We start from the raw sequence: 25,452 nt of genomic DNA, 5'->3' as shown, positions 1-25,452 counted from the left end.
TGACTCAGAGCGCCTCGACAAAGACGGCAACCGTACGCGCCGGCACCGTAAACTCCCCACTCACACCAACAAAACTTGCCGTCTTGACCACCGGATCACTGCCCGCGGCCTGCACCGGATGCAAGCTCAAATCGAGACCAGCCAGATCAGCAACCGTAATCGATTGGCTGCTGGTCGCAACGTTGAACACCACCACAATCCGGTTGAACTCCGCGCCGTCATAACCGGCACCATCGATGCTGTAGGCAATGACACCTGGCACCTGCGCCACGCCGGTGTTGTGGAAGTGCACGCGGCTCTTGACGTCTTCGCCGGTGCGCAAGCGGAACAGAGTCGAGCTCGAACGAATCTGCAGCAACTCGCGGAACGCGGCGTTGGCCGTTTGCGCCGCGTCGGCATCAGGCTTCATCGCGGCATTCGCTAGGCGCGGTTTGATCAAGTACCAGTTGTCCTGATTCTTGTCCGCAATCGGAGCGCCAACGCCATAGTTGTTGCTGAGCAGACTCCAATCAATGGCGTTGAAATGATCGCCACTGTTGTAGCTGTCGCGGTCGAGCGATTTGCTGCGCAGGATGTCCATGCCAGCGTGGAAGAACGGCACACCTTGCGCCAATGCAACCGAGGCTACGCCCAGTGTTTGCGTACGCACGCGATCCGCCATTGTGGTGGCCAGCGGCAGCTTGTAGGCATTGATGTCGAACAGCGTCTGGTTGTCGTGCTTGTCGACGTAGTTGATCACTTCCTGCGGGTCCAGCGTGTAGCCGGCGCCCTGACCGTAGTAATCCAGTTCGTCACCGCGCTTGGTGCTGCCATCAGCCGCTTCAAACTCGACGTCAACCTGAGTGCCAACCAAACCGAGCCGGGTGATATCACTGGTCCATAACAGATCGGCCAGCGTCTTGTTGCCGCCACTGCCGTTGTCGTTCAGGAACAGACCATTGATAAGGCCCTGATTGCGCACCAGCGAGTCGCCGCCATCGAAGGCGCCACCGCCACGCACCGCATCCCGCAGCCGATCATTGAAGCTGCCGATACCACTACCGGCGAGGTTGCGCTGAGTTGCTTGAACGAAGCGGGCATCGTTGGCGACTTCACCAAAGTTCCAGCCTTCGCCATACAGATAGATCGGTCGGCCGGCGGCGGTATTGACCGCCGTTTGCAGCGCGGTCATCGCGGCCAGCGGCTGATGGCCCATGATGTCGAAGCGGAACGCATCAATTTTGTATTGCGTCGCCAGTGTCACCACCGAATCGATCATCAGCTTGGCCATCATCGCGTTTTCGGTCGCGGTGTTGGCGCAGCAGGTTGAATTGGTAACATTGCCCGCGCTATCGAGCCGGTGGTAATAGCCCGGCACAATCTTGTCGAGTATCGACTTGTCGTCCAGACCGCTGGCCGGGGTGTGGTTGTAGACCACATCGAGCGCAACCCGCAGACCCGCTGCGTGCAGCGACTGCACTGCTTCACGGAATTCCAGCACCCGCACGCTGCCATCGGCAGCATCGGTGGCGTAGCTGCCTTCAAGCGCCGTGTAATGCAGCGGGTCGTAACCCCAGTTGAAGCAATCGCTGTCACGGCTGGCATTGACGGCGGCCTGCTGGGTTTCCGCATCGGGCGCATCGGCCGGTATGGTCGGCTCGGTGCAAGCCACTTCATCGACCGTTGCCATGTCATTGACCGGCAGCAAATGGATCAGACTAATGCCGGCTTGTTGCAAGGCGGCCAGGTGCTGCATGCCATCGCTGCTGGTATCGGTAAACGCGAGATATTTGCCGCGATGCGGTGCCGGCACCGAGGTGTCCTTGGCGCTGAAGTCGCGGACGTGCAGCTCGTAAATCGACAGATCTTCCGGCGCGGCCAGCGCCGGAATGGTTTGCCCATCCCAGCCTGCCGGCTTTACCCCGGCATCAGCGAGTGAACCGATCCAGCTGCGCTTGCTGTTGGCCGACAGCGACAGCGAATACGGGTCGGTGACCAGATTGCGCATCAAGCTGCCGGTGCTGCGGACGAATACATCGACCACATAGCGATAGTATTTGCCAAGCTGACTGGCATCACCGCTGTAGCTCCAGATGCCGGTGGCCTCATCAAAGCTCATGGCATGAATCGCCGACGCGTTGCCATCATTGCCTTGGTCGTACACGCACACACCGACCTGCAGCGCGGTTGGCGCCCACAGCTTGAATTGCGGCGCGCCAGCGTTGACCACCACACCCAGCGCAGCGCTGCCGGCCGCACCGGCATAGAGCGCATCGAGTACGCCGGCGGTTTGCGGCAGGGTGGCATCCGCGACATTCCCTTCGCTGTCGCGGTGGACGATTACCGTTTGCGTACGCAGCAGGTTTTTGATGTCACCGGCGTCGAGCATGGCCGGCAATTTCAGTACGACATACGGCTCGGGCACGTACTTGAATTTTTCTTGCAGCGCCGGAGAAACCTCGTCGCCGCTGGCGACAGCAAGCGCGATGTATCCGGCCGAACCTGCCACCGTTTCATCGACCGCAATACCGCCTTCACCGTTGTAATGCAGAATGAAGCTGCCGTCGGAACTGACCCGCGGCCACAGCAAGGTAGTTTCGTCAATCCAGTAGGCTTTCGCCGCGACAGTAGAGATATCGCCGCGTGGCTGGCTGTAGAACACTTGATTGTTGGCTTCGACCAGCCAGATCTCATAACCATTGGCAAAATTGACAAAGCGATCGCTGCCATCCTTGCCGGCATCATCGGTGCCTTTGTGGATCAGGAAGTTGAAGCCGCGTGCGCCTTCGCTGTATTTCTTGATCGGAATATCAACCCACAGACCGAAGCTGTCTTGACCGCTCGGCATCGGCGCTGTGAACGGCACCACATTGGCCCAGTCACCTATCGTCACGCCATCCGGCAGGCTGGCGGTGTCGATGTCCATGCCATTGCTCATTTCCCAGATATGCAGCCCGTAGCCGTCGTAATCTCCATTGAAGCGCTTGTAATGCACGCGCGCGGTGGCGCTGTCGTCGATGACGATTTCATCCGGGTTGCTGGTATAGGTGTTGGTGTCACCTTGCCGACGCCAGATCTCATTGCTGCCATCGAGTGTGAAAGACTGATCGGCGCCGCCGTGATCCTTTTCGTCGCCCTTGTGGAAGATGTAGCCGATGGTGCCGGTGTCCGCTGTCAGCGGAATATCAAAATACTCACCGAAGCTGTCGGTACCAGCCGATAGCAACGGCGAGCCCCAGCTGATACCGGAGGTATCGGCAGCGCTGCCGCTGCTGTTCCAGAAATGCAGGCCCCAGTCGGTGTAATCATTGCCGGGCCGCTGATAGTGAATGCGCAGCGTGTTAGCCGGCACGGCAACGCGGGCCAATTTGCCGAGTTGCCGGTATGCCGCGGTAACCGGGCTGTCGTTGCAGGCGTCAGTACTCAGCGCTTCCGGTTCTGCCAGCTGCACTTTGAATCCCGGACCGTTGGCAAAGGTAAAGCCGTCGCTGCTGCCGACCTCGGCGCTGCTGCCGCAGCCAACCAGCACGCTCATCAACAGTGCGGTAACCAGCACATGCAGCGTGGCCCGCCAGGAAATTCTCGAAATGCCCATGTCTCCGCTTCCTTCTTTTTTTGTCGGCTTCTTTCATGTCGGCGACGGTGTAGCCAACCGTCACTGAAACTCGGCGGCACCACACCACGCTCCACGATTGCTGCAATGAAAACAGGAGACGGGCCGGCTCGGATCCTGCTGGATGCTGTCACGGTGCATTGCACCAAAGCAAAGCACCAAACCGGTTGATCACTATGAATACGTATGAATTTCCGCCAGCTGTCCGACCCAGAGATTGATGCACTAATTTGGGGCTGGCGCCAGACCGGTCGAGCTAATGTCGATGCACAGTCATGGCGCATGGTGCGGCCATGGCTGGCGCAGGCTGTGGCGGGACTAGAGCGGGTGACGGTGCATTGAGAGCATCACCGTGAGGTGATAGTAATGGCGATGTGGATTACCTGACCCAACGTCACTGGCAGCGCCAGCTTGCGTTGTGATGGTCACGACAGTGTGCGTTCAGAACGACGATGATAGTGTGCAAGCCGACACTGTGCCTGCCACTTTGTTAAGTGAAATGGACACGAAAAAGAAAAGGCAACCGGAGTTGCCTTTTCTTCCAAACTCCATGGGTACGCTATAAGCCTTCTGCAGTTTTCGCCAAGAGATTGTCTGCGGCAAATCGTACCTGGATATTCTTGTCGTCATCGCCCCAGCGGCAGGTTTCAAAAGCCAGCGCACTTTCGCAGCTTTCCGGTTCGCCAATGATGGCGGCGACGTCGGCTTTGCTCATGCCGGCTTCCAGTTTGTTGTAGTTGTCGTTGCTGAGTTTGCTGCAGGCGGTGAGCGTCAGCAGCATGGTGACGAGCGCAGCCAGCCGTATCGAAGGTGCGCGCGTATTCTTGTTGTGGGCAGGGGCCATGTCATCGACTCCAATGGCGGCAAGTGGTGGTGCGTAGCGCGGCTCAAATCAGCAAGCCGGCGAGCAAGTACAACACAATGGCCGCCGCCGCTGCTGTGACGGCGTACGGTAATTGGGTGCGAACGTGTTCGTAATGGTCACATCCGGAGGCAAGCGATGACAGGATGGTGGTATCCGAGATGCCTGAACAGTGATCGCCAAAGACACCGCCACCAAGCACCGCCGAGACCATCAGGGCGGGCGGAATATCGAAGCTCAGCGCCATGGGCATCGCAATTGGCATCATGATCGCGAACGTGCCCCATGAAGTTCCGGTGGAAAACGAAATCAGGCAGGCCGACAGGAACACCAGCGGCGTGACCAGCCAGACCGGCAGGAAATCGCCGACCATACCGGCAACAAACCGGCCGGTGCCGAGCTCCTTCATCGCCGCGCCCAGCGCCAGCGCCAGCAGCACCAGCGCGACCAGCGGCAGCAATTCGTTCATGCCCTTAAAGGCCAGCGTTACCAACTCTTTGTGCCGAAAACGTTGTCCGGCGCGCAACAGCACATACGCCACCAGCAAGGCACTGGCGGTGGCCCACAACACCGATTTGGAACCAGAACCTTGCATGATGTTGCCATTACCGGTCCATGCCATCAGCGCAACAATGCCAAGCACCATCACCAACAACGGGGCCAGGAAGTAACGGATTTTGGTTGGCGCTTCCATCGCGGCAGCCTGCACTGCCAGGCGGCTCTCCGATTCCCGTAACGGACCGTGCACGCGCCCAGTCCATACGGTGTAAAACACCAGCGTCAACGTAATCAGGCAATAGAAATTCAGCGGCACCGACCAGGCCAGCGTGTTGACCGGATTATCCAGACCGTAGCCCTGCAACAAACTGAGCGCATAGGCGCCCCAGCCGTTCAACAGCACCAGCACCTTGATCGGCGCGCAGGTCGCATCAGCGAAATAAGCCAGCCGCGCCCGGCTCATGTGGTGCTTGTCGAACAGTGCACCGGAAACCAGACAGGCACCAAGAATCGACAGATTGGATTCGATGAACAACAGTGCGCCGATGATCATGGTCAGCAAACCGACCTGACGCGGCGTGCGCGCGAGCCCGCGTTGTTCAACGCTGCGGATGAACGCACTGACCCCACCCGATTCGCGCACGTAAGCAATCAACGCACCGACCAGTAACGAGAACAGCAGAATGCGGGCATTACCGGCATCCGCCAGTTGTGCGACCAAGCGTTCCCAGATGCCAAGGAAGCCGCCCCACGGCGTGCCGGACAGCAGCCATTCGCTGGTGAACAAGGCGGCAACCAGCGCCAGCATCACTTCCCGTTTCCAGACCGCCAGGGCAATGGCCAGCAGTGGCGGCAATACACTCAACCAAGTCATTCTTTTTCTGTTCGCAGCGAGTCAGCGTGCCGGCACCTTAGCACAGCCTCGCTGTCGTTGGCGCACGGGCCACTGCAGCGGCTTGCCGGTCGCGGCCGGCGCCGACAAGCCGCGAAAATTTACCGCCCCTGCCGACCGCCGCTGCAGGTAAAATGCGCGCCATGATTACACTCTCCAATCTTTCCCTGCGCCGTGGCAGCCGCGAGCTGCTGCATGAGGTCAACCTTAGCCTGCACGACGGCGAGCATGTTGGCCTCATCGGTGCCAACGGTTGTGGCAAGACCAGCCTGTTGCTGTTGCTGCGCGGCGAAATTGCCCCGGACGCCGGCGAGCTGCAGTTGCCGAACAATTTGCGTCTGGCCTGGGCCGAACAGGAAACGCCAGCCATCGAGCGCAGCGCGCTCGATTACGTGATCGACGGTGATCGCGAACTGCGTCAGACCGAAGCCGAGCTGGCCGCCGCCGAAGATCGTCACGACGGTATGGCCATTGGCCGTCTGCACGGCAAACTCGACGCCATCGATGCCTACCGCGCCCCGGTGCGTGCCGCGCAATTGCTGGTCGGTCTTGGCTTTCCATCTGACAGCCATCAGCAGCCGATCCGGTCGTTCTCCGGTGGCTGGCGCATGCGGCTCAATCTGGCGCAAGCACTGATGACCCGCTCCGATCTGCTGTTGCTCGACGAGCCGACCAACCACCTCGATCTCGATGCCGTGATCTGGCTGGAAGATTTCCTGCGGCGTTGGCAAGGTACCTTGATCGTCATTTCCCACGATCGCGAATTTCTTGACGGTATCTGCAGTCACATTGTTCATGTCGAACAGAAGACGCTGAACAAATACACCGGCGACTATTCCAGTTTCGAAAAACAGCGTGCCGAGCGAATGAGCCAAGCGCAGCAAGCCTTTGCCAAGCAGCAGGCGGCGCGCGCGCATCTGCAAAGCTTTGTCGACCGTTTCAAGGCCAAGGCCAGCAAAGCCAAGCAAGCGCAGAGCCGGATGAAAGCGCTGGAAAAGCTGACCATGAGCGCACCTATCGATCGTGACAGCGCCATCGAATTCGAATTTCCGGCACCGGAACGGATGCCGACGCCGATGCTCAGTTGTCGCGAGGTCACGCTCGGTTATCCGTTGAAAGAGGGCGGCAATAAAACCGTGCTGAGCAATGTCAAGCTGACGCTGATGGCCGGCCATCGCATCGGCCTGCTCGGCCGCAATGGCGCTGGCAAATCAACTTTCATCCGCTTTCTGGCCAATGAGCTGAAAGCATTGACCGGCGAACGTCAGGACGGTCATCAGCTACGCATCGGCTACTTTGCCCAGCACACGCTGGAATCCCTGCGACTCGATCAGTCACCGCTTTGGCATTTGCGTCAACTCGATCCGCTGGTGCCGGAGCAAAGCTTCCGCAATTTTCTCGGCGGCTTCGGCTTTGCCGGCGAAAAAGCGCTGGCGGCGGTGGCTCCTTTTTCCGGTGGCGAAAAGGCCCGGCTGGCTCTGGCGCTGCTGGTCTGGCAAAAACCGCATCTGCTGCTGCTCGACGAGCCGACCAACCACCTCGACATCGACATGCGGGAAACGCTGACCGAGGCGCTGCAAAGCTTCGAAGGCGCGCTGGTGCTGGTCTCGCACGATCGCCATCTGCTGCGCGCCACCTGCGATGAATTTTGGCTGGTCGATAATGGCCGGGCCGAACCCTTTGACGGCGATCTGGAAGACTACGCCAAGTGGCTGTTGAAGCCGGACGACGTCACCGCGAGTGCGGCCGGAAAAACAACAGGCAACGCCAGCCCGGCCATCGATCGGAAAGATCGCAAGCGCATCGAAGCCGAGCAACGCAAACTGCGGCAACCGCTGCAGCAAAAAATCCAGCAGCTCGACAAGCAGCTGACGCAGGCCAGCAGTCGGCTCGCGGAAATTGACGTCGTACTGGCCGACAGTGCCATTTACGCCGACAGCGAGAAAGCCAAGCTGAAAAAACTGCTCGATGAGCAAGCCAGCCTGCGCAAACAGCAGGCCGCAGTCGAAGAAGAATGGATGCTGCAATCCGAAGCGCTGGAAGAACTGGTCAAGGCGCAGGAGGCAGAACTGGTATGAACGACACCCCACCATCAGCAAAGCCAACGCCACGCCGTTTTATTGCCGGTGCCAAATGCCCGGCTTGCGGCTTGGAAGACAAGATCGTGATGTACCGCATCAACGAACAGAAATTCTATGAATGCGTGAAGTGCGGCCACAAGGAAGCTGAAGCGCAGCCAGAACCGGTCGCAGCGGTAGCGAAACCAAAAACGCCAGCAAGTGTTGGGCCGCTGGAGCAGGTGCTGACTTTTCATCCGGCACCGAAAAAAGCTAACTAGCGCCTGCTGCGCGCCAAGCATTGCTTATTAAACGGCGTTCCATAGCAAAAATGGTTCAATGAAAGGATTGATCGCGTATTCGGCGTTTCACACGGCGACCCTGATAATCATTTGCGTTCTTTTGGCGATAACAGGTATCGCTTCTGGCGTTTCGTACGCGATGGATGACTTTGCGTCGCCATCCGGTAAATTGCTGTTCGGCTCCATGATATTGGCAATCGTAATTCCGGTCGCCATCAACACGCTATCAATTATGTGGCATATGTTGCGGAACGGCAGATGGCTTTGGTTTCTGGGTTCAGTTTTTTTGCGTTTGGCGTTACGGTGCCATATTACTTTTCTGCGTATCGCGCCTCTGCACGATAGCGTTTGTTCAACAACTTCGGCATAGCCTTCGCGAAGCCTTCACACGAAGGGTGGCCGCGCACCGTCTGAGTCGTATCAGCCATTCAAATCTGGATGAGAGCCAAGAGCTAGCTACTGCTGACACACAGCTGTCAGCAGCAAATTCCTGATCGCGGGCGAGCTGCCGTATCCTGCGCGCCTCGATAACAAAACAGGATGAGCCCCATGTGGCAAGGACAATTCAATAGCACAACCGATGTCAGTGCCGAAAAGCTTTATCGCGCCGTTCAGGACATTGCCCGGTGGCCACAGTGGGATGTCGGTCTGGAAGCCACGGAGATCAACGGTGCGCCAGCCACCGGCGTCGAATTCACTTTGAAGCCAAAAGGCGGCCCGCGGGTACGCATGAGCATTGATGAGCTAGCGCCGTATCGGCTGGTTGATACGGCCCATTTGTTTGGCGCCAAGATGACCACCGTGCACGAGTACCGTGAGCTTGCCGGTGAAACCCGGATTCATATGTCGGTGTCGGTACGCGGACCCTTGAGCTTTTTCTGGCGCAAGATTGTCGCGGAAAATCAGATCAAGGACGCGCCCGCGCAAACAGCGGCCTTTATCGCCCATGCCCGGCAACTGGCATAAGGCTACCGACGCACTGACTGCTCAGGCGAATCAATGCTACCGTAGCGGCGGCCGGACTTTCGGCCGCACACGAGCACAACAAGATGGTGGCGGGAATTCAGCCTGCGGCGCGTAAGCAACGCGCCGTCATCGTTTATTTTCATGGCGTACCGGGTGCAGCTGCCGAGGTGGCCGCACTCGCTCCGTATAGCAACGAAAACGAGTTTGATTTCCTCTGCATTGATCGCTTTGCGCTGGACCACACGTTGACCGGTGAGGCGTACTTTCACCGGCTGGCGGATTTGGTGTCGGCGCACGCGGCCGGCAGGCCAGTGATGCTCGTCGGCTTTTCCATCGGTGCGTTCGTAGCACTGCAAACCAGCCGGCATCTGACCGGACCAATTCACAGCCTGCAACTGGTGTCTGCGGCCGCACCGCTTGAAAGCGGAGCCTTTCTTGAACATATGGCCGGCAAGCAGGTGTTTGCGCTGGCGCAATCGCGGCCGCTGCTGTTCAAGTGGTTAACGCTGTGGCAAGCGATGTTGGCGCGCCGCGCACCTGGCGCCTTGTACAAGCTGCTGTTTGCCAATGCCGTGGCGGCTGACCGCAACCTGGTGACGGATCCTGCGTTTCGCGCCGAGCTTGTCGATGTCCTGCGCACCGCGTTTGATCGCCCGCGCTTGCCCGGCTATCTGCGCGATATCCACGCTTACGTCCAGCCCTGGCAGCAATCCTTGGCGGAGATCCGCGCACCAACTCAACTCTGGCAGGGTGACGCTGACAACTGGTCACCAGCTGCGATGGCCGAGGTCCTGCAGGCCAGCATCAAATCGGCCGCGCCAGTGAACCTTCTGCCCGGGCTCTCGCACTACTCTTGTCTGTTGGCATCGTTACCGAAAATTGTCTTGCAGGGGTAGCTGCCGTTGACCGAATCCCGCTCGTTTCGACAACGCAACGGGCCAGACCGGTAGCTTACGAAACCACCCGATTCCGGCCGGCACTTTTGGCCCGATAGAGCGCGCTGTCGGCGCGCGCAACCCAGCTTTGCCAGCTCTCATCACGACGCAGCACGGCAACGCCCAATGACACGGTGATGCGACCGATCTTGGCGCCGAGATCCTGCTCGGCGTGGCTACGGATTTTCTCGGCGATGGCGCAGCCGTCTTGCTCATCTGCGCCGGGCACCAGTAACAGAAATTCTTCACCGCCGTAACGAAAGAACCGATCCACCTGTCGGGTGAAGCGCTTGGCGAGTTCAGCAAAAGCAACCAGCACCCGATCGCCTTCTTCATGTCCGTGTTGGTCGTTGATGTGTTTGAAGTGGTCAATGTCCATCAGGATCACCGAGGTCGCGATATCGTTGCGGCGATAGGCTTCAACGGCCAGTTGCAGCTCCTGCACCATCACTCGCCGGTTGTGAATGCCGGTCAAAGGATCCAGCGTGGCCAGCAATTCCAGTTTCTGTCGCTGCAGTTTGTACTGGTAAGCGACAATGAAACTGAGCAGTGCCAGCAGCGAACTGGTCGCCAGAAACGACCACATCTGCGAGGTGGTATCAAAGGCTTTGCCGAGTACGGCCAGCCCGATCAAGGTGGTGATGGTGGCTGCGGCGGCGTAGCGCTGCGAGGTGGTCAGAAAAAAGTTGGAGAGGATCGCGGCATACATCCAGAACACGCCGATGACGCCGAGCATTTCCGAACTCAGCAGCGCGCCCACGCAGTTGATGATGACCAAGAATTTGCCGGCGCGCTCAGTCTGGTTGGAGTGCCAGCCGTACAGCACCATGGCGACAATGCTGATTACCAGCGCGCTGTCCAGAATGCCGACCGCGATGGCGCCGGTCAGAAAGCGGTAGATCGCAAACGGCAGAATGACCGCCGCCGAGCAAAAGCCAAACAAGGTGACAATGCCAAGCTGAAAGTCCGAACGTATTCTGGTGCGCATGACACGGCATCCTTTCCGCGTGATTGAACAAGTGACTGCTGCCTCGCATTGGCGACTGGGTTTACTTAAGCGCCTTTGCGAATTTTCTCACGCAAATGTTTCAGATACACCGTGTCCAGCACCAGCAAAAACGGAATCACCCACAGCATGACATACAGCCACGCCGGCACGCTGCTGACGTACTCGGCTATCGCCAGCGCCAATAAAATCAGAATGCCCAAGCCGGCGGTGGTGTTACGGCGACGGCGCACTTGCTTGAGCTGCGCCTGCAGTTTGCTTTTCCGGCTTTCTTCCTGATGGTGATGATGGGCTTTTTGCGCCTGTTTGCTTTTCTTCATCGCGGGCCACTCCTGGCATTGTTGTTTTTCTTCAAGACAAAGCTGACGTGTCTAGGCACTTGCGCAGCGCGATCACGGCGCCAACCGGCTGATCTGCCACACCTGATTGCTCCACACATATTGCACCCGATCATGCAGGCGACTGGGCCGACCTTGCCAAAACTCGATGCGCTCCGGGCTGACGGCATAGCCGCCCCAATGTGGCGGCCGTGGCACCTCGGTCAGGAACTTCAAGCCGTATTCGGCGGCGCGCGTGATCAATTCGGTTTTGTTGGCAATGGCCTGACTCTGCGGGCTGGCCCAGGCGCCGAGCCGACTCTGGTAAGGCCGCGAGGCAAAATAGCGATCGGAAATTTCCGCGGCAACTTTTTCGGCGCGACCTTCGATGCGCACCTGCCGCTCCAGCTCCGGCCAGAAGAACGTCAGCGCGACAAAGGGATTGCCGGCCAGCTGCTGGCCCTTGCGGCTGTCGTAATTGGTATAGAAAACGAAGCGCTGCTGCTCAATGCCTTTGAGCAGCACCAGCCGGGCGCTCGGCCGGCCGTCTGCAGCGACCGTGGCGACATGCATCGCAGTCGGCTCCGGCACTTGCGCGGCAATGGCCTCATCCAGCCAATGCTGGAACTGGCTCAGCGGATCGGCATGGCATTGCTCGGGCGACAGCTCTTCCTTGCTGTAGTCCTTGCGAATGCTGGCTATGTCTCGGCTCATGCGCCCTCCTTCGGGCCTGCAGTTTACCGCGCCGGACGACCGCGGCAACACGCCTGCCCTGCCGATCCGCGCGAGCCGGTTTGACCGGCATCAAGATGCGGACCGGCCATCGGCATAGGCTGTAGGCTTAGGTTGGGCAAAGGGTCAGTCGTTATGGCCTGAAGTATTGATCAGGAAATAGGGTCTGGAGACACGGTCATGATTATCGAAAAGCACGCATTGGTCAGCGAATTTCCGCAGCTGAAGGGCCAGTTTCATCAGCTCAAATTGTCGGACCATCACTTCGCCAAGCTCTTTGACGAATATCACGCTCTGGATCACCAAATCATCCGCGCCGAAGAAGGCGTCGAGCATCTCGGCGACAGCGCGCTGGAAGCACTGAAGCTGCGCCGCGTGCAGCTCAAAGACACCTTGTACCAGCAAGCCAGCGCGGCCCGGCAGGGTTGCTGCGGCGGTTGTGGCGGCAGCAGCTGCGCTGACTGATTGCCGACAAATTGCCCGCAAACAAAAACGGCCAACTGAGTTGGCCGTTTTTGTTTCACTGATGAGGCAGCGTGCCGTCAGTGCCGTTCAAACACGGTCGCGATACCCTGACCGAGACCGATACACATGGTCGCCAGACCGAGCTTGGCGTTGTTGGCCTTCATCAGGTGCAGCAAGGTGCCGCTGATGCGGGCGCCGGAACAACCGAGCGGATGACCGAGCGCAATCGCGCCGCCATTCAGGTTGACCTTGTCTTCCATCACGTCGAGCAAACCCAGATCTTTCAATACTGGCAATGCCTGCGCCGCGAAGGCTTCGTTCAATTCCACCAGATCGATGTCCTTGATGGTGAGGCCTGCGCGTTTGAGCGCTTTCTGCGTTGCCGGCACCGGACCGTAACCCATGATGGCGGCATCGCAACCGGCCACGGCCATGCTGCGGATCGTCGCCATCGGCGTCAGGCCGAGTGCCTTGGCGCGATCGGCGCTCATCACCAGCATCGCCGAGGCGCCGTCGGAAATCGCCGACGACGTCGCGGCGGTGACGGTACCGGTGACCGGATCAAACGCCGGTTTGAGTTTACGCATGTCTTCGATGCTGGCATCGCTGCGGATCACTTCGTCGTAATCGAACAGCTTCAACGCGCCATCGGCGTCGTGGCCTTCCATCGCGACAATTTCATTCTTGAACCGGCCTTCGACGGTGGCGGCCCAGGCTTTCTTGTGCGAACGCAGACCGAATTGATCCTGCTGCTCGCGGGTAATGCCATGGGTCTTGCCAAGCAGTTCGGCAGTGAAGCCCATCGCACCGGAGGCTTTCGCGGCTACCAGCGCCAGCTGCGGCGCAAAATCAACGCCGTGCATCATCGGCACGTGGCCCATGTGTTCAACACCACCGACGATAAAGACTTCACCGTCGCCGTTCTTGATGGCGCGGGTGGCATCGTGCAGGGCCTGCATCGACGAACCGCACAAACGGTTGATGGTGACCGCGCCGGCGCTATGCGGCAGACGGGTCAACAGCGCCGCGTTGCGGGCAATGTTGAAACCCTGTTCGAGCGTTTGTTGCACGCAACCCCAGAGCACATCTTCCACTTCAGCCGGATCGACGTTCGGGTTGCGATCAAACAGCGATTCGATCAGACGGGCGCTGAGAATCTCGGCGCGGGTATTGCGATGCATGCCACCTTTGCTGCGGCCCATCGGGCTGCGCACGGCATCAATAATCACGACATCTTTCATGCTTGCTCTCCGTAGGTTGGGCTGAGCTTGCGAAGCCCAACAACCAACCCGAGGTCATCATTCCGCTGTTGGGTTTCGCTGCGCTCTACCCAACCTACGATTCGTTTGTTTCGCCGTGGCCGTTTTACAAATAGTATTTCGCGCCTTTCGCCGCCATCTCGCGCATCTGTGCGGTCGGCTCGTAGAGCTTGCCGAGCGCCTTGAACTGATCGCAGCGGGCAACGAAATTGGCCAGACCAACGCTGTCGAGGTACTTCAGCGCGCCACCACGGAACGGCGGGAAGCCGATCCCGTAAACGAGGCCCATATCGGCTTCGGCAGCCGTGCCAACGATTTTCTCTTCGAGGCAGCGCACGGTTTCGATAATCATCGGAATCATCATCCGGTCGATGATTTCCTGTTTGTCGAATTCGCGCTTGTCGGCAACCACACCCTTGATGAGTTCATAGGTGGCCGGGTCGACATCTTTCTTCGGCTTGCCTTTCTTGTCTTCGCTGTAGGCGTAGAAGCCCTTGCCGTTTTTCTGGCCGAGGCGCTTGGCTTCGAACAGCACTTCGATGGAGTCTTTGAACTCCTTCTTCATGCGATCCGGGAAGCCTTCAGCCATCACATGCGCGGCATGCACGGCGGTGTCGATGCCGACCACGTCGAGCAGATAAGCCGGGCCCATCGGCCAGCCGAATTTTTCCATCAGCTTGTCGACGGCGGTGAAATCGGCGCCATCTTTCAGCAGCAGACTGAAGCCGTGGAAGTACGGGAATAACACGCGGTTGACCAAGAAGCCCGGGCAGTTGTTGACGACGATCGGCGATTTGCCCATCGCGCTGGCCCAGGCCACCACGGTAGCGATGGTTTCATCGCTGGTCTTGCTGCCACGGATGACTTCGACCAGCGGCATTTTGTGCACCGGGTTGAAGAAGTGCATGCCGCAGAACTTGTCCGGACGCTTCAGGTTCTTGGCCAGCAGATCGATGGAAATGGTCGAGGTGTTCGAGCACAGAATCGCATCGTCACGCAGCAGCGCTTCGGTTTCGACCAGCACTGCGTCTTTGACTTTCGGGTTTTCGACCACCGCTTCAACCACGATGTCGGCGTGCTTGACTGCGGCGTAATCGAGCGTCGGTGTGATGCTGGCAATGGTTTTCGCCATCTGCTCCGGCGTGCCTTTGCCGATCTCGATGCCTTTCAGCAAAATTTTGCTGGCTTCGCGCATGCCGAGATCCAGCGCTTCGGTGCGAATGTCTTTCATGACAATCGGCGTACCGGTGCTGGCCGACTGGAAGGCAATGCCGCCGCCCATGATGCCGGCGCCGAGTACCGCTGCCTGCTTGACCGGCTTGGCGGCCTTCGCGGCTTTCTTGGCAACTTTCTTGACCACTTGATCGTTCAGGAAGATGCTGATCAGCGCTTCAGCTTGTGTGCTCAGCGCGACGTTGGCGAAGCCTTCGTGTTCGACCAGCAGCGCTTCATCACGCGACATCCGCGCGGCTTTTTCCACGACGTTGACCGCTTCCATCGGCGCAGGGTAGTTCGGGCCGGCTTTGCCGCCAATGAAGGCCTTGGCGGTCGAGAACGCCATCAGGCTTTCCATCTTGTTCAGTTTCAACGGGCCGGTTTTCTGGGCGCGCTTGGCTTGCCATTTCAGTTTGCCGGCAGCAGCTTCTTTCGCCATCGCAATCGCGACATCGCGCAATTTTTCCGGATCAGCCACGGCATCGACAGCGCCGACTTTCAAGGCAGCATCCGCTTTGTTTTGCGAACCGGCAGCGATCCATTCCAGCGCGTTGTCGGAGCCGATCACGCGCGGCAAACGCGTCGTGCCGCCGAAGCCCGGAATCAAACCAAGTTTCACTTCCGGCAGACCGACTTGCGCTTTGGTCGACATCACGCGGTAATCGCAGACCAGCGCCATTTCCATGCCGCCGCCGAGGCAGATGCCGTTGATGGCGCACACGGTCGGCACCGGCAGATCTTCGAATGCGGTGAAGAGCGCGTTGGCTTCTTTGGTCCACTTGAGCAGCTGCTCGCGGCCTTGCGCAAACAGACTCAGGAATTCGGTGATATCGGCACCGACAATGAAGACATCCTTGCCGCTGGTCACGACCACGGCTTTGACCGCGCTGCTTGCTTTGATCGCAGCAGTGGCTTGTTGCAATTCGGTCAAGGTTTGGCGATTGAACTTGTTGACCGATTCGTCCTGCAAATTGAACTGGAGTTCGGCGATGCCGCCGTCCAACAGATTGCAGGTCAGGGATTTGCCTTGGAACAGCATGAGTGGTCTCCGTGCCGGGGCAGAAAGGCTGACTGGAAAATACGCGGGGTCCCGATAGTAGGCTCTGGCCCGACCAGCATGCAAGTCGAACGGTCAACCTAAGGCATCACGACAGGGGTCCCTGCGGAGGGAAGCTGGATTATAGGCCTGCCGCTTTTGCCGCGCTGGCGAGCTTTGGCGCGCCCGGCTCGGCGGTAGGGCGGATCAAGTGTTAGCGGATCCGCCACCTTTCCCCGAAGCCATTTTCCGTGGAGCAGCCGGTGGGGCCGCTGCGCTTGACCCACCCTACGGGCCTGTCCACGGCCATCGCGGACGGTAATGGTCCGGCTGCGATCGGATGGCCATATCGGGTACAGTCGCAACCCACCCCGATTTCCGCGTCGCCGGCCCTGCCGGCCGCCTTTGTTATGAGAGCGTTTGATGAGCCCTTCGCTGTACGCCGATCACCTTCGCACCGTGCTGGCCCGCTACGAGGCCGCGCTGGCCGCCTCAGGCTTTGATCAGGCCGTCGTCCATTCCGGCATTCCCAAAGTCGCCTTCCAGGACGACTACCACTACGCGTTCAAGCCAAACCCGAACTTCCTGCAGCTGCTGCCGCTCGATCGCCACCCGGGCTGCTTCGTTTCGATCAGCATCGGCAAGAAGCCGCAGCTCATCTTTTTGCAGCCGTTCGATTACTGGCATGTGGTGCCGGAAGATCCGAGCGGTGACTGGGTTGCCCATTTCGACATCACCGTCATCCGCACGCCGGCCGAAGCGAAATCGGTGTTGAAGCTGACCGGTAAGGCCGCGTTCATTGGTGAAGACAGCGCGCATTTCGACGACTGGGGTTTCGCCGCCTTCAATCCGCAAACCCTGCTGGCGCCGCTGCACTGGCAGCGCGGCCTGAAAACCGCGTGGGAAGTGGAAAACATCGCCGCCGCCAACCGCATCGGCGCCCGCGCCCACAACGCGGCGCGTGATGCCTTTCTCGCCGGCGAAAGCGAGCTTGGCATTCACTACGCCTATTTGCGTGCCAGTGGTCTGAAAGAATCCGAGTTGCCGTACGGCAATATCGTCGCGCTGAACGAACACGGCGCCGTACTGCACTACACCGAACTGCAAAGCAAGAAACCGGCGCAGTCGCGCTCGTTTCTGATCGATGCCGGCGCCAATGTCAACGGCTACGCTTCCGACATCACCCGCACCTACGCCCGCGACAAAAATGAATTCGCTGAACTCATCGCTGCACTCGATGTGCACCAGCTGAAACTGATCGATGCGGTCCGCCCGGGCCAAAGCTATGTCGATCTGCACATCGCCTTCAACCGCGCCATCGGTGGCTTGCTGAAGCAATTCGGCGTGATCACGATTGATGGCGACAGCGCGGTCGAACAAGGCATCACCTCGACCTTCTTCCCGCACGGCATCGGCCACCTGCTCGGCATCCAGGTGCACGACATCGCCGGCCGCGTCGCCGACCCGCAAGGCACACCGAACCCGCCGCCAGCCGCGCACCCCTACCTGCGCCTGACCCGCAAGATCGAAAAAGACATGGTGTTCACCGTCGAACCCGGCATCTACTTCATCGACATGCTGCTGAATGAACTGAAAGCCAAACCGCAGGCCGCCCACGTGAACTGGGCGAAAGTGGAAGCGTTCAAGCCGTTTGGCGGAGTCCGCATTGAGGACAACGTGCTGATCACCGACGGCACGCCGCGCAATTTGACGCGGGAAGCGTTTGCGGCGGTTTGACGGCTTTGCATTGGTAGGCTGGGTAGAGTGTAGCGAAACCCAACAAAACTGCTTGGTTCGGAGACAATGGATTTCGGTGCGCTGCACCTTTACCCATCCAACGGCACCTATTTCAAGTCAGGTGTCAGATCAAGTCGAAACTAGTACATTTGAGAGTTAATAGAGCATCGCTTGTGACAAAAACCATCAAAATGAAAAGTCTCTTTGCCGTTTTTTTGCCCCTCATCTCGACAGGCAGCGGCGCCACTGGGTATGACGACAACGATATTACAACTGCGGCATTCGCCTCCGGATACGTAGGAACGCTAAAAGGCAATGCCGATTACTGTCTATCTGAGGTTGAAGGCATCGCGGATGGCGCCAAAGACATTGCGGAATTGCTGAAGCCGTGGCTGGATGGCTTGACTCAATTTTCTGCGCACCCGAGCGCTCCTGATTATATCCGTGAGATGGCCACGGACCAGTTGCAACGGGCCATTGATGGCGGCAAGGAAGCCGCTCGGACTGAACGGCACACCGCCGCTGACTGTGAGAAAACGTTCAATGTGATCAGGACGGAAAATCTGGGCGAACAGACCCTAGCGAGCTTTCCACAGATCATCGAAGACTTGAAATTTGCATCAGATTTTGATGATGACGATGTCGAATTAATGCTGGAAACGAACACCTACATGGTAGGTTATGCAAACTTGGCCAGTAATTGTTCGGATAAATTTCCGGCAATAGCGCCGTCACTAAAGGAAAGAAGAGAGAAACTTACGTTATGGGCGAAACGCGCCATCGCCTACTTCAGCCATAGCAAGACACCAAAACACGTCCGTGAATTCTATGTCGAGTCGGCCGACCTGATGAAACGCCGGGACGAAAATGCCATATCCGGGTATAGCAACGCGCTTGCATGTCGCGCCGCCGTCGCATACTACTTTGATGAAGGTTTGTTCGACCAACATGTGGCTACTATCGGAAAGTATTCGTATTACTTTCAGGAATGACTGCCCAGAACTCGTACGGCGGAACCGCGAAGCGTTTCCGCCGCATGCTTCCCTGTACCGCCACCCATTCGACATTCTGCGCCACATTCGGCTGAAAACCCTGCGGGTGTTCCGCCCTACAATTTTCCCTTAATGCTTAGCGATATCCCGCCCGCAATTTCACCATCCAACTAACTGCAATTTTTTCCTCTGACGGTATTGCCTGCGCAAGCTCTGCCGCCAATGCGGTGGTCGGGTCAGCCTTGTTGGCGCTGATGTAGCGCGAAATTGCCGACCACGACCGGACATAGCCCATCAGCTGCGGCAGCGTCATTTCACGTTGAATTGAGAAACCCGGATCGGGCAGGCGCTCGAAAGGAAACGGCAATAACGCGTACCCATTCTCGACATGCTCTCTGCCCGGTGGCCACCATGGTGTCGCAACCTCGCGATAAAATCGCTGCAGGATCGCATTGAGCGTGGCATCGATCAGATGAATCGGTGAGTAGGTCCATTCCGCCAGCAGGCCGCCGGGTTTCAGCACCCGTTTCACTTCGCTGTGAAAGCGCGGCAGATCAAACCAGTGCAGCGCTTGCGCAACCGTCACCACATCAATGCTGGCATCGGGTAAACCGCTTTGCTCGGCTGGTGCGACACGGTACTGAATGTTGGCGCGCTGCGGCGCGTTGGCGATTTGTTCGGCGCTGATGTCGGTGGCATGCACGGTGTCGAACCGCTCGGCCAGCGCAACGCTGGCTTGGCCACTGCCACAACCAACATCCCAAACGCTGTGGCCGTTCGGGCAATGCGTTTTCAGCCAATCAAACAGCGCCGGCGGGTAGTCGGGCCGGAAGTTGGCATAGTCCTTTGCGACGGCGGAGAAGTGATCGGGTGGTGTGGTCATGGCTGACTCGATTAGTGAACGATTGCGCGGGCGGCGCCCCCTCTCCCCAACCCCTCTCCCGCAAGGGGAGAGGGGCTAGTAAAGCGCTTCTCACCGTAATGCTGCACCGTGAGCTCGCACGGTCCGGTTTCCCTCCCTACTCGCGGGGGAGGGGTTAGAGGAGAGGAGGAATCCGTGACAACGTGCTGCGTCATCAATCTTGATTATTTTTCGGTTTTGCCCGTGTTCATTTGCTGCCAAAACGCCTGCTGCATCGCGAACAGATTCTGCAGTTGGTCGGGCGACATCGCGGTCGGGCTCATGCCGGGAGTCATACCGGGCATCGCACCAGGAAAACCACCCGGCATCATGCTTTTGAACAAGGCCGACGGATCCGCCCCCGCTGCCATTTGTTCGCGCATTTTGTTCAGCCACTCTTCCTGCAGCGTTGCCAGCGGTGGCCAGCCAAAAAAAGCCCGGACTTCATCCGGTGTGCCGTCGAGGGTGATGTTCACTTTCATGAGTGCTTATCTCCGTGTTGGCGTGTCGACTTATATACGGTTGAACCATATCACCAATCTTTAGATCCCCCTCCTTGAAAAAGGGAGGAGTAAATACCCCAAACAAAAACGGGCGCCGTAGCGCCCGTTTTGTCTGTCAGTCTTCCAGATAGGTGTAGCCACTCAGGCCAGCTCGTAACACATCCAGACATTGCTTCTTGTGCTCGGCCGACATATTGCTACTGGTGATCTGCTCCTGATAGGAGCGCAGCAAAGTTTCCGGCTCGAAGTGCACATAGCGCAACACGTCGGCGATGGTGTCACCTTCTTCGCACTGACTGAGTTTGTAGCTGCCGTCAGCCTGGGTTTCGACCATCACCGAATCGGTGTCGCCGAACAGGTTGTGCATGTCACCGAGAATTTCCTGATAAGCGCCGACCATGAACACGCCGATCAGATAGCGCTCGCCTTCTTTATAGGCCGGCAGCGGCAACGTCGCTTCGACATCCGTGCCATCGACGTAATGCTCGATGCGGCCGTCGGAGTCGCAGGTCATGTCCTGCAGCACGGCTCGGGTGTCGCGTGCTTCGTTCAGCCGTTGCAGCGGCATCACCGGGAACACCTGCTCGATACCCCAGGCATCCGGCATCGACTGGAACAGCGAGAAGTTGCAGAAAAACTTGTCGGCCAGTTTCTCGTTGAGGTCATTCAGCACATCGACATGCGCACGCGAGGTTTGATCCAGCAGTTTGCGCACTTCCTGGCAGATGGCGAAATAGATTTGCTCGGCGCGCGCCCATTCCGGCAGCGAGATCACACCGTGCACGTACAGCGCCTGCGCTTCGCCAAGGAAGTACACGGCATCGTGATAGGCCTCGAGCACCGAGCGCGCGTTCAGATCGTTGTAGGTGGTCCACAACTCCTGCAGCACTTTCGGCTGTTCTTCGGTGACCGGTTCCGGCTCACTGACGCCCGGCGCATGTTCGACGTCGACCACGTTCATCACCAGCACGGCGTGATGGGCGGTCAACGCCCGGCCCGATTCGGTGATGATGTCCGGGTGCGGCAATTCTTTTTCATTGCAGACTTCGGCCAGCGCATGGACAACGTTGTTGGCGTATTCCTGCACGGTGTAATTCATCGACGAATACGAACGCGTTTGCGTGCCTTCGTAATCGACGCCCAAACCGCCACCGACGTCCACAACCTTGATATTTGCGCCGAGCGCATGCAGCTCGCCGAAATAGCGGGCGCATTCTTTGACGCCGCGCTGAATTTCGCGGATGTTCGGCATTTGCGAGCCGAGGTGAAAGTGGATCAGCTGCAGGCAATCGAGTTTGCCGGCATTGCGCAAGCGCTCAACCGCCATCAGCACTTGCGTCGCCGACAAACCGAATTTCGATTTTTCGCCGCCGCTGCTTTCCCATTTGCCTTTGCCGACCGAGGCCAGCCGCACGCGCACACCGATGCGCGGGCTGACACCGAGTTTGCCGGCTTCTTCCAGCACCATGTTCAGTTCGTTGAGTTTCTCGACCACGATGTAGACATGGCGGCCAAGTTTTTCGCCGATCAGTGCCAGCCGAACGTATTCGCGATCCTTGTAGCCGTTGCAGACCACTTTCGAACCTTTCGGCATCGGCATGCCGAGCACGGCCATCAGCTCCGGTTTGGAACCGGCTTCGAGACCAAAGCGCTCGCCACCGCCGTGACGAACCAGCTCTTCCACGACCGAGCGCTGCTGGTTGACCTTGATCGGATAGACCGCGGTGTAATGGCCGCCATATTGGTAATCGGAGATGGCTTTGCCGAAAGCGTTGCAGAGCGTGTCGACCCGGTCGTGCAGGATGTGGGCGAAGCGGATCAGCACCGGCAGGCTCAGGCCGCGGGCTTCAACCTCGTTGACCAGTTGCGGAATCGAGATGCCATTGTTGATATCGCCGCGGCGCGGCAGTGCCGCCACCTGACCCTGGCTGTTGATGTCAAAGTAGCCGGCGCTCCATTGACGGATGTTGTAGATGGCTCGCGCCTGCTGTACGACGGGGTCAGTCATGACCTTTATCCTCGGGAAAAGGCGTCTCCGGGAAGATGGCACCTCTGAAAAGAGGCGCGCATTGTATGCAGAATCACCAAGGGGTGTTACCGGTTTTTTCGGCCTGCCGGCCACCGTTTATCGGCAGGATTTTTCGACCTCGGCCTTCAGCGCCGCCTCGACCTGTTGGTACTCGGAGTCACTCATCTCGCGGCGTTGATTATTTTCATCACGCATGAACTTCAGGTTGGCGTTGTTGAACTTCTCCAGCTCGGCTTTGGCACTGGCACAGGCCTGCTCCTGCTTGGCCCGGTTGGCGGCGTTTTCGGCCTTGTTCCCTTGCCGGGCGCTGCGGTCGGCGCTGATGGCATCGGCGGCTTTGCGCATCCGTTCGGCCCGTTCGGCCGCGGTTTCGTTGCTGCTACCTTCCTGCGGCTCGCTGGCAACCGGGGTCGCCATCTGCGCGGTTTGTTTGGCGTCCGCCGGCGGTGGCTGATCGCTGTAATGCACCTTGCCGTCCTTGTCGACCCAGCGATACATCTGCCCGGCTGCCGCGGACAGCGTTGCGATTGCTAAACACAGCACTGCCAACCGGACTCGGTTCTGCCTGACCATTCATTGCTCCTGCTTGTTGGTGGGTCGCTGGCCCAGCCGGGGACCGAAGTCCGCTAAACTGGCCGCCTGCCGACCGCTACCTGAATGCCACCATGATAGACGCACAGACCATTGCCGATCTGGCCCGCCGTTTGGGCGACAGCCTGCCGCCACAGCTGAAGGCCATGCAAGCGGAAACCGAACAGAATTTTCGCGCCTTGCTGACGGCCCAGTTCGGCAAACTCAATCTGGTCACCCGCGAGGAGTTCGATGCCCAGGTCAAGGTGTTGGCCCGGACCCGGGAAAAACTCGACGCACTCGAAGCCGAGCTGGCGGCACTGAAAGCCCGCGACAGCGACAGCTAAGCGGCCAGAAACGCAGCGAGTGGGCGACAACACCCGCTCGCCGGAACGGTTTCGGGTGACGATTGCCGACAGCGCTTTGCGAGATCGGCCATAGCCGCTGTCGCCCGCCACCTCCTACAGTAAGCACTCCGGTCAGGATGGCCGGTCCGCCCGTTTGGCATTGCCTCCGCTCACGTTGTTTTTGCACAGGGATGCGCATGAGTCTGTCACTGGTCTTCACTCGCGCCGGCTATGGCGTGCAAGCACCGCAGGTGGTCGTCGAGACGCATCTGTCGGCGGGCTTGCCCGGCTTCAGCATCGTCGGCCTGCCGGAAACGGCGGTGAAGGAAAGCAAGGACCGGGTTCGCTCGGCGCTGCTGACCGCCAAATTTGAATTCCCCGCCCAGCGCATCACGGTCAATCTGGCACCGGCCGATCTGCCGAAAGACGGCGGCCGCTTTGATCTACCGATTGCGCTCGGCATTCTGGCCGCGACCGGCCAAATCCCGGCCGACAAGCTGGAACAGCACGAATTTATCGGCGAGCTGGCACTGTCCGGCGAACTGCGACCGTTCAGCGGCGCGTTGCCGGTCGCAGTGGCCACCCGCGCCGCCGGCCGCAAACTGGCGCTGCCGGCGGCCAACGCCCAGGAAGCCAGCCTTGCCGGCGGTGACGTGCTGGCGGCTCGGCATCTGCTGGAGGTGTGCGCCTATCTGTCGGGGCAGCAACGGTTGCCAGAGCCCGAACCGGTGGCGCTGGCCGCCACGGCGAGCCATCCTGATCTGGCCGATGTCCGCGGTCAGGCCACAGCCAAGCGAGCCCTCACTATCGCCGCAGCAGGCGGCCACAATCTGCTCTTTATCGGCCCTCCAGGCACCGGCAAAACCATGTTGGCGAGTCGCCTGCCCGGCATCCTGCCCGACCTTGATGATCATGAAGCCATGGAAGCCGCCGCGATTGCCTCGGTTAGCCAGCAGGGCCTCGATGCCGGCAACTGGCGCCGGCGGCCGTTTCGGTCGCCGCATCACACCGCTTCGGCGGTCGCGCTGGTCGGTGGTGGCGCCACGCCGCGACCGGGCGAAATCTCGCTGGCGCACCACGGCGTGTTGTTTCTGGATGAGCTGACAGAGTTCGATCGGCATGTGCTGGAAGTGCTGCGCGAGCCGCTGGAAAGCGGAAAAGTGACCATTTCCCGCGCTGCGGCCCAAGCCGAATTTCCGGCCCGGTTTCAGCTGGTCGCGGCGATGAATCCCTGCCCCTGCGGCCATTACGGCAACGCCGACCGCTGCCGCTGTTCGCCATTGGAAGTGCGCCGCTACCTGAACAAACTGTCGGGGCCGTTTTTGGATCGCATCGATCTGCATGTCGAAGTGCCACCGGTACCGCGGGCAGCTTTGTTGGGCCGGGAAGTGGTCGAGGAAACCGCCAGCGCCGAGGTGAAACAGCAAGTGCTCGCTGCGCGTGAACGGCAACAAAAGCGCGGTCAGGTCAATGCCCAGCTCGCCAGCAAGGCTTTGCTGAAACATTGCGAATTGAGCAGCGATGACAGCCATTTGCTTGAACAGGCGATGGACAAACTGGGTTTGTCGGCACGTGCGTGTCACCGAATTCTGCGGGTGGCGCGAACGATCGCCGATTTGTCAGAAAGTGACAATATTGGGCGTGCACACTTGCTGGAGGCGCTGAGCTACAGACGGCTGGAGCGCCTGCAACAAGCACTTGGGTAAGGTTTAGTGTTTTGGCGGTTTCGCCAGATTTTACAGATCGGGCTTTTATTGCCAAATGAGCGACAAATTTTCTGACAGTGAGGCGGGCTGGCATTGCCCTTGCCTTACACTCCGCACCCCCCGGGACGATGGGGGGATTGCTGTAACGTCACATGGAGGATGGATGCTGTGACAACACAACGTAGCTTCCCGTGCCAACCGGGTTTGTATCGTTACAAACCGATTGCGCTGCTGCCGTGGATGCCAGTTCAGGTTATCAAGGAATCAGTTCGTGAACCGGATACGCTCCGCGTTCGCTGTGCTGGCCTGACCCTGCCGGTCTCCACATTGTTTGCGCATGGTTACTGGCAAGGGCCTATACAAGCTTGAACCAATTACAATTGGTCGATATTGCAACTCAGCCAGTTGGCTGAATTAAACGGCGCCTCAGGGCGCCGTTGGTTTTTCTGGTAGGCCTGTTTTCTGGAGTGCTCACTTTTTGAGTCGCGCGTTTTCTGGACGGGTCGTTTCCTGGGTAGCGAACCAGCGCTTCC

General features: G+C 59.0%; 21 protein-coding genes. 9 read left to right on the top strand and 12 right to left on the bottom strand.

Annotation, left to right across the window (positions count from 1 at the left end):
* Positions 1-4 precede the first annotated feature (4 nt).
* The 3 genes from pulA to HPT27_RS04255 all read right to left on the bottom strand — a co-directional run bounded on the left by pulA (position 5) and on the right by HPT27_RS04255 (position 5,826).
* Entirely contained in the window at positions 5-3,574 is a 3,570-nt protein-coding gene (gene pulA, locus HPT27_RS04265; RefSeq protein WP_172239433.1) for a pullulanase-type alpha-1,6-glucosidase, read from the bottom strand.
* 577 nt (positions 3,575-4,151) lie between these two features.
* Positions 4,152-4,436 carry a hypothetical protein gene (locus HPT27_RS04260; protein WP_211197844.1) on the bottom strand — a complete coding sequence of 95 codons (285 nt, stop codon included), beginning with the start codon at positions 4,434-4,436 and terminating at the stop codon, positions 4,152-4,154.
* Positions 4,437-4,479: 43 nt separating this feature from the next.
* Positions 4,480-5,826 carry a Na+/H+ antiporter NhaC family protein gene (locus tag HPT27_RS04255; RefSeq protein WP_172239432.1) on the bottom strand — a complete coding sequence of 449 codons (1,347 nt, stop codon included), beginning with the start codon at positions 5,824-5,826 and terminating at the stop codon, positions 4,480-4,482.
* A gap of 161 nt (positions 5,827-5,987) precedes the next feature.
* On the opposite strand from HPT27_RS04255, the gene HPT27_RS04250 reads away from it, so the two are divergent.
* From HPT27_RS04250 to HPT27_RS04235, 4 genes are all read left to right on the top strand, one after another.
* A complete protein-coding gene (locus HPT27_RS04250) occupies positions 5,988-7,922 on the top strand; it encodes an ATP-binding cassette domain-containing protein (RefSeq protein WP_172239431.1) in 1,935 nt (644 codons plus the stop codon).
* Entirely contained in the window at positions 7,859-8,182 is a 324-nt protein-coding gene (locus HPT27_RS04245; RefSeq protein ID WP_328820160.1) for a YheV family putative zinc ribbon protein, read from the top strand. Before HPT27_RS04250 ends, HPT27_RS04245 begins: the two co-directional genes overlap by 64 nt.
* A gap of 570 nt (positions 8,183-8,752) precedes the next feature.
* Entirely contained in the window at positions 8,753-9,169 is a 417-nt protein-coding gene (locus HPT27_RS04240) for an SRPBCC family protein (RefSeq protein WP_172239425.1), read from the top strand.
* Between the two features lie 83 nt (positions 9,170-9,252).
* On the top strand, positions 9,253-10,065 hold the full coding sequence (locus HPT27_RS04235) for an alpha/beta fold hydrolase (protein ID WP_172239422.1): 813 nt from the start codon (positions 9,253-9,255) through the stop codon (positions 10,063-10,065).
* A 55-nt stretch (positions 10,066-10,120) separates the two neighbouring features.
* Here the strand turns inward: HPT27_RS04235 and HPT27_RS04230 are convergent, their stop codons facing one another.
* From HPT27_RS04230 to pdxH, 3 genes are all read right to left on the bottom strand, one after another.
* Complete coding sequence (locus tag HPT27_RS04230; protein ID WP_172239419.1) at positions 10,121-11,092, bottom strand: GGDEF domain-containing protein; 972 nt, start codon at positions 11,090-11,092, stop codon at positions 10,121-10,123.
* A 65-nt stretch (positions 11,093-11,157) separates the two neighbouring features.
* Positions 11,158-11,430 (bottom strand): hypothetical protein, encoded by a 273-nt coding sequence (locus HPT27_RS04225; protein WP_172239416.1) that lies wholly within the window; start codon positions 11,428-11,430, stop codon positions 11,158-11,160.
* A gap of 72 nt (positions 11,431-11,502) precedes the next feature.
* Positions 11,503-12,141 (bottom strand): pyridoxamine 5'-phosphate oxidase, encoded by a 639-nt coding sequence (gene pdxH / locus HPT27_RS04220; RefSeq protein WP_172239413.1) that lies wholly within the window; start codon positions 12,139-12,141, stop codon positions 11,503-11,505.
* A 198-nt stretch (positions 12,142-12,339) separates the two neighbouring features.
* On the opposite strand from pdxH, the gene HPT27_RS04215 reads away from it, so the two are divergent.
* On the top strand, positions 12,340-12,624 hold the full coding sequence (locus HPT27_RS04215) for a YdcH family protein (RefSeq protein ID WP_172239410.1): 285 nt from the start codon (positions 12,340-12,342) through the stop codon (positions 12,622-12,624).
* A gap of 77 nt (positions 12,625-12,701) precedes the next feature.
* Here the strand turns inward: HPT27_RS04215 and fadA are convergent, their stop codons facing one another.
* Together fadA and fadB are read right to left on the bottom strand one after the other, a co-directional pair.
* Positions 12,702-13,865 carry an acetyl-CoA C-acyltransferase FadA gene (gene fadA / locus HPT27_RS04210; protein WP_172239407.1) on the bottom strand — a complete coding sequence of 388 codons (1,164 nt, stop codon included), beginning with the start codon at positions 13,863-13,865 and terminating at the stop codon, positions 12,702-12,704.
* A gap of 124 nt (positions 13,866-13,989) precedes the next feature.
* Positions 13,990-16,137 (bottom strand): fatty acid oxidation complex subunit alpha FadB, encoded by a 2,148-nt coding sequence (fadB, locus tag HPT27_RS04205; protein ID WP_172239403.1) that lies wholly within the window; start codon positions 16,135-16,137, stop codon positions 13,990-13,992.
* Positions 16,138-16,557: 420 nt separating this feature from the next.
* On the opposite strand from fadB, the gene pepQ reads away from it, so the two are divergent.
* A complete protein-coding gene (pepQ, locus tag HPT27_RS04200; RefSeq protein WP_172239400.1) occupies positions 16,558-17,871 on the top strand; it encodes a Xaa-Pro dipeptidase in 1,314 nt (437 codons plus the stop codon).
* A 173-nt stretch (positions 17,872-18,044) separates the two neighbouring features.
* Positions 18,045-18,863 carry a hypothetical protein gene (locus tag HPT27_RS04195; RefSeq protein WP_172239397.1) on the top strand — a complete coding sequence of 273 codons (819 nt, stop codon included), beginning with the start codon at positions 18,045-18,047 and terminating at the stop codon, positions 18,861-18,863.
* Between the two features lie 136 nt (positions 18,864-18,999).
* Here the strand turns inward: HPT27_RS04195 and HPT27_RS04190 are convergent, their stop codons facing one another.
* The 4 genes from HPT27_RS04190 to HPT27_RS04175 form a co-directional block, all read right to left on the bottom strand.
* Entirely contained in the window at positions 19,000-19,746 is a 747-nt protein-coding gene (locus HPT27_RS04190; protein WP_172239394.1) for a class I SAM-dependent methyltransferase, read from the bottom strand.
* A 203-nt stretch (positions 19,747-19,949) separates the two neighbouring features.
* Positions 19,950-20,246: a hypothetical protein gene (locus HPT27_RS04185; RefSeq protein ID WP_172239391.1), complete on the bottom strand. Its 297-nt coding sequence runs from the start codon at positions 20,244-20,246 to the stop codon at positions 19,950-19,952.
* 136 nt (positions 20,247-20,382) lie between these two features.
* Complete coding sequence (gene speA, locus HPT27_RS04180) at positions 20,383-22,275, bottom strand: biosynthetic arginine decarboxylase (protein WP_172239388.1); 1,893 nt, start codon at positions 22,273-22,275, stop codon at positions 20,383-20,385.
* A 117-nt stretch (positions 22,276-22,392) separates the two neighbouring features.
* A complete protein-coding gene (locus tag HPT27_RS04175) occupies positions 22,393-22,869 on the bottom strand; it encodes a DUF4124 domain-containing protein (protein ID WP_172239385.1) in 477 nt (158 codons plus the stop codon).
* Positions 22,870-22,961: 92 nt separating this feature from the next.
* On the opposite strand from HPT27_RS04175, the gene ubiK reads away from it, so the two are divergent.
* Both ubiK and HPT27_RS04165 read left to right on the top strand, forming a co-directional pair.
* Entirely contained in the window at positions 22,962-23,213 is a 252-nt protein-coding gene (ubiK, locus tag HPT27_RS04170) for a ubiquinone biosynthesis accessory factor UbiK (RefSeq protein ID WP_172239382.1), read from the top strand.
* Positions 23,214-23,410: 197 nt separating this feature from the next.
* Positions 23,411-24,919 (top strand): YifB family Mg chelatase-like AAA ATPase, encoded by a 1,509-nt coding sequence (locus HPT27_RS04165; protein WP_172239379.1) that lies wholly within the window; start codon positions 23,411-23,413, stop codon positions 24,917-24,919.
* Positions 24,920-25,452: the final 533 nt, after the last annotated feature.

The organism is Permianibacter fluminis (genome assembly GCF_013179735.1).
Classification (GTDB): Bacteria; Pseudomonadota; Gammaproteobacteria; order Enterobacterales; family Permianibacteraceae; genus Permianibacter; species Permianibacter fluminis.
Note: the sequence above shows the minus strand (reverse complement) of the source record. Positions and strands in the feature narration are given on the sequence as shown.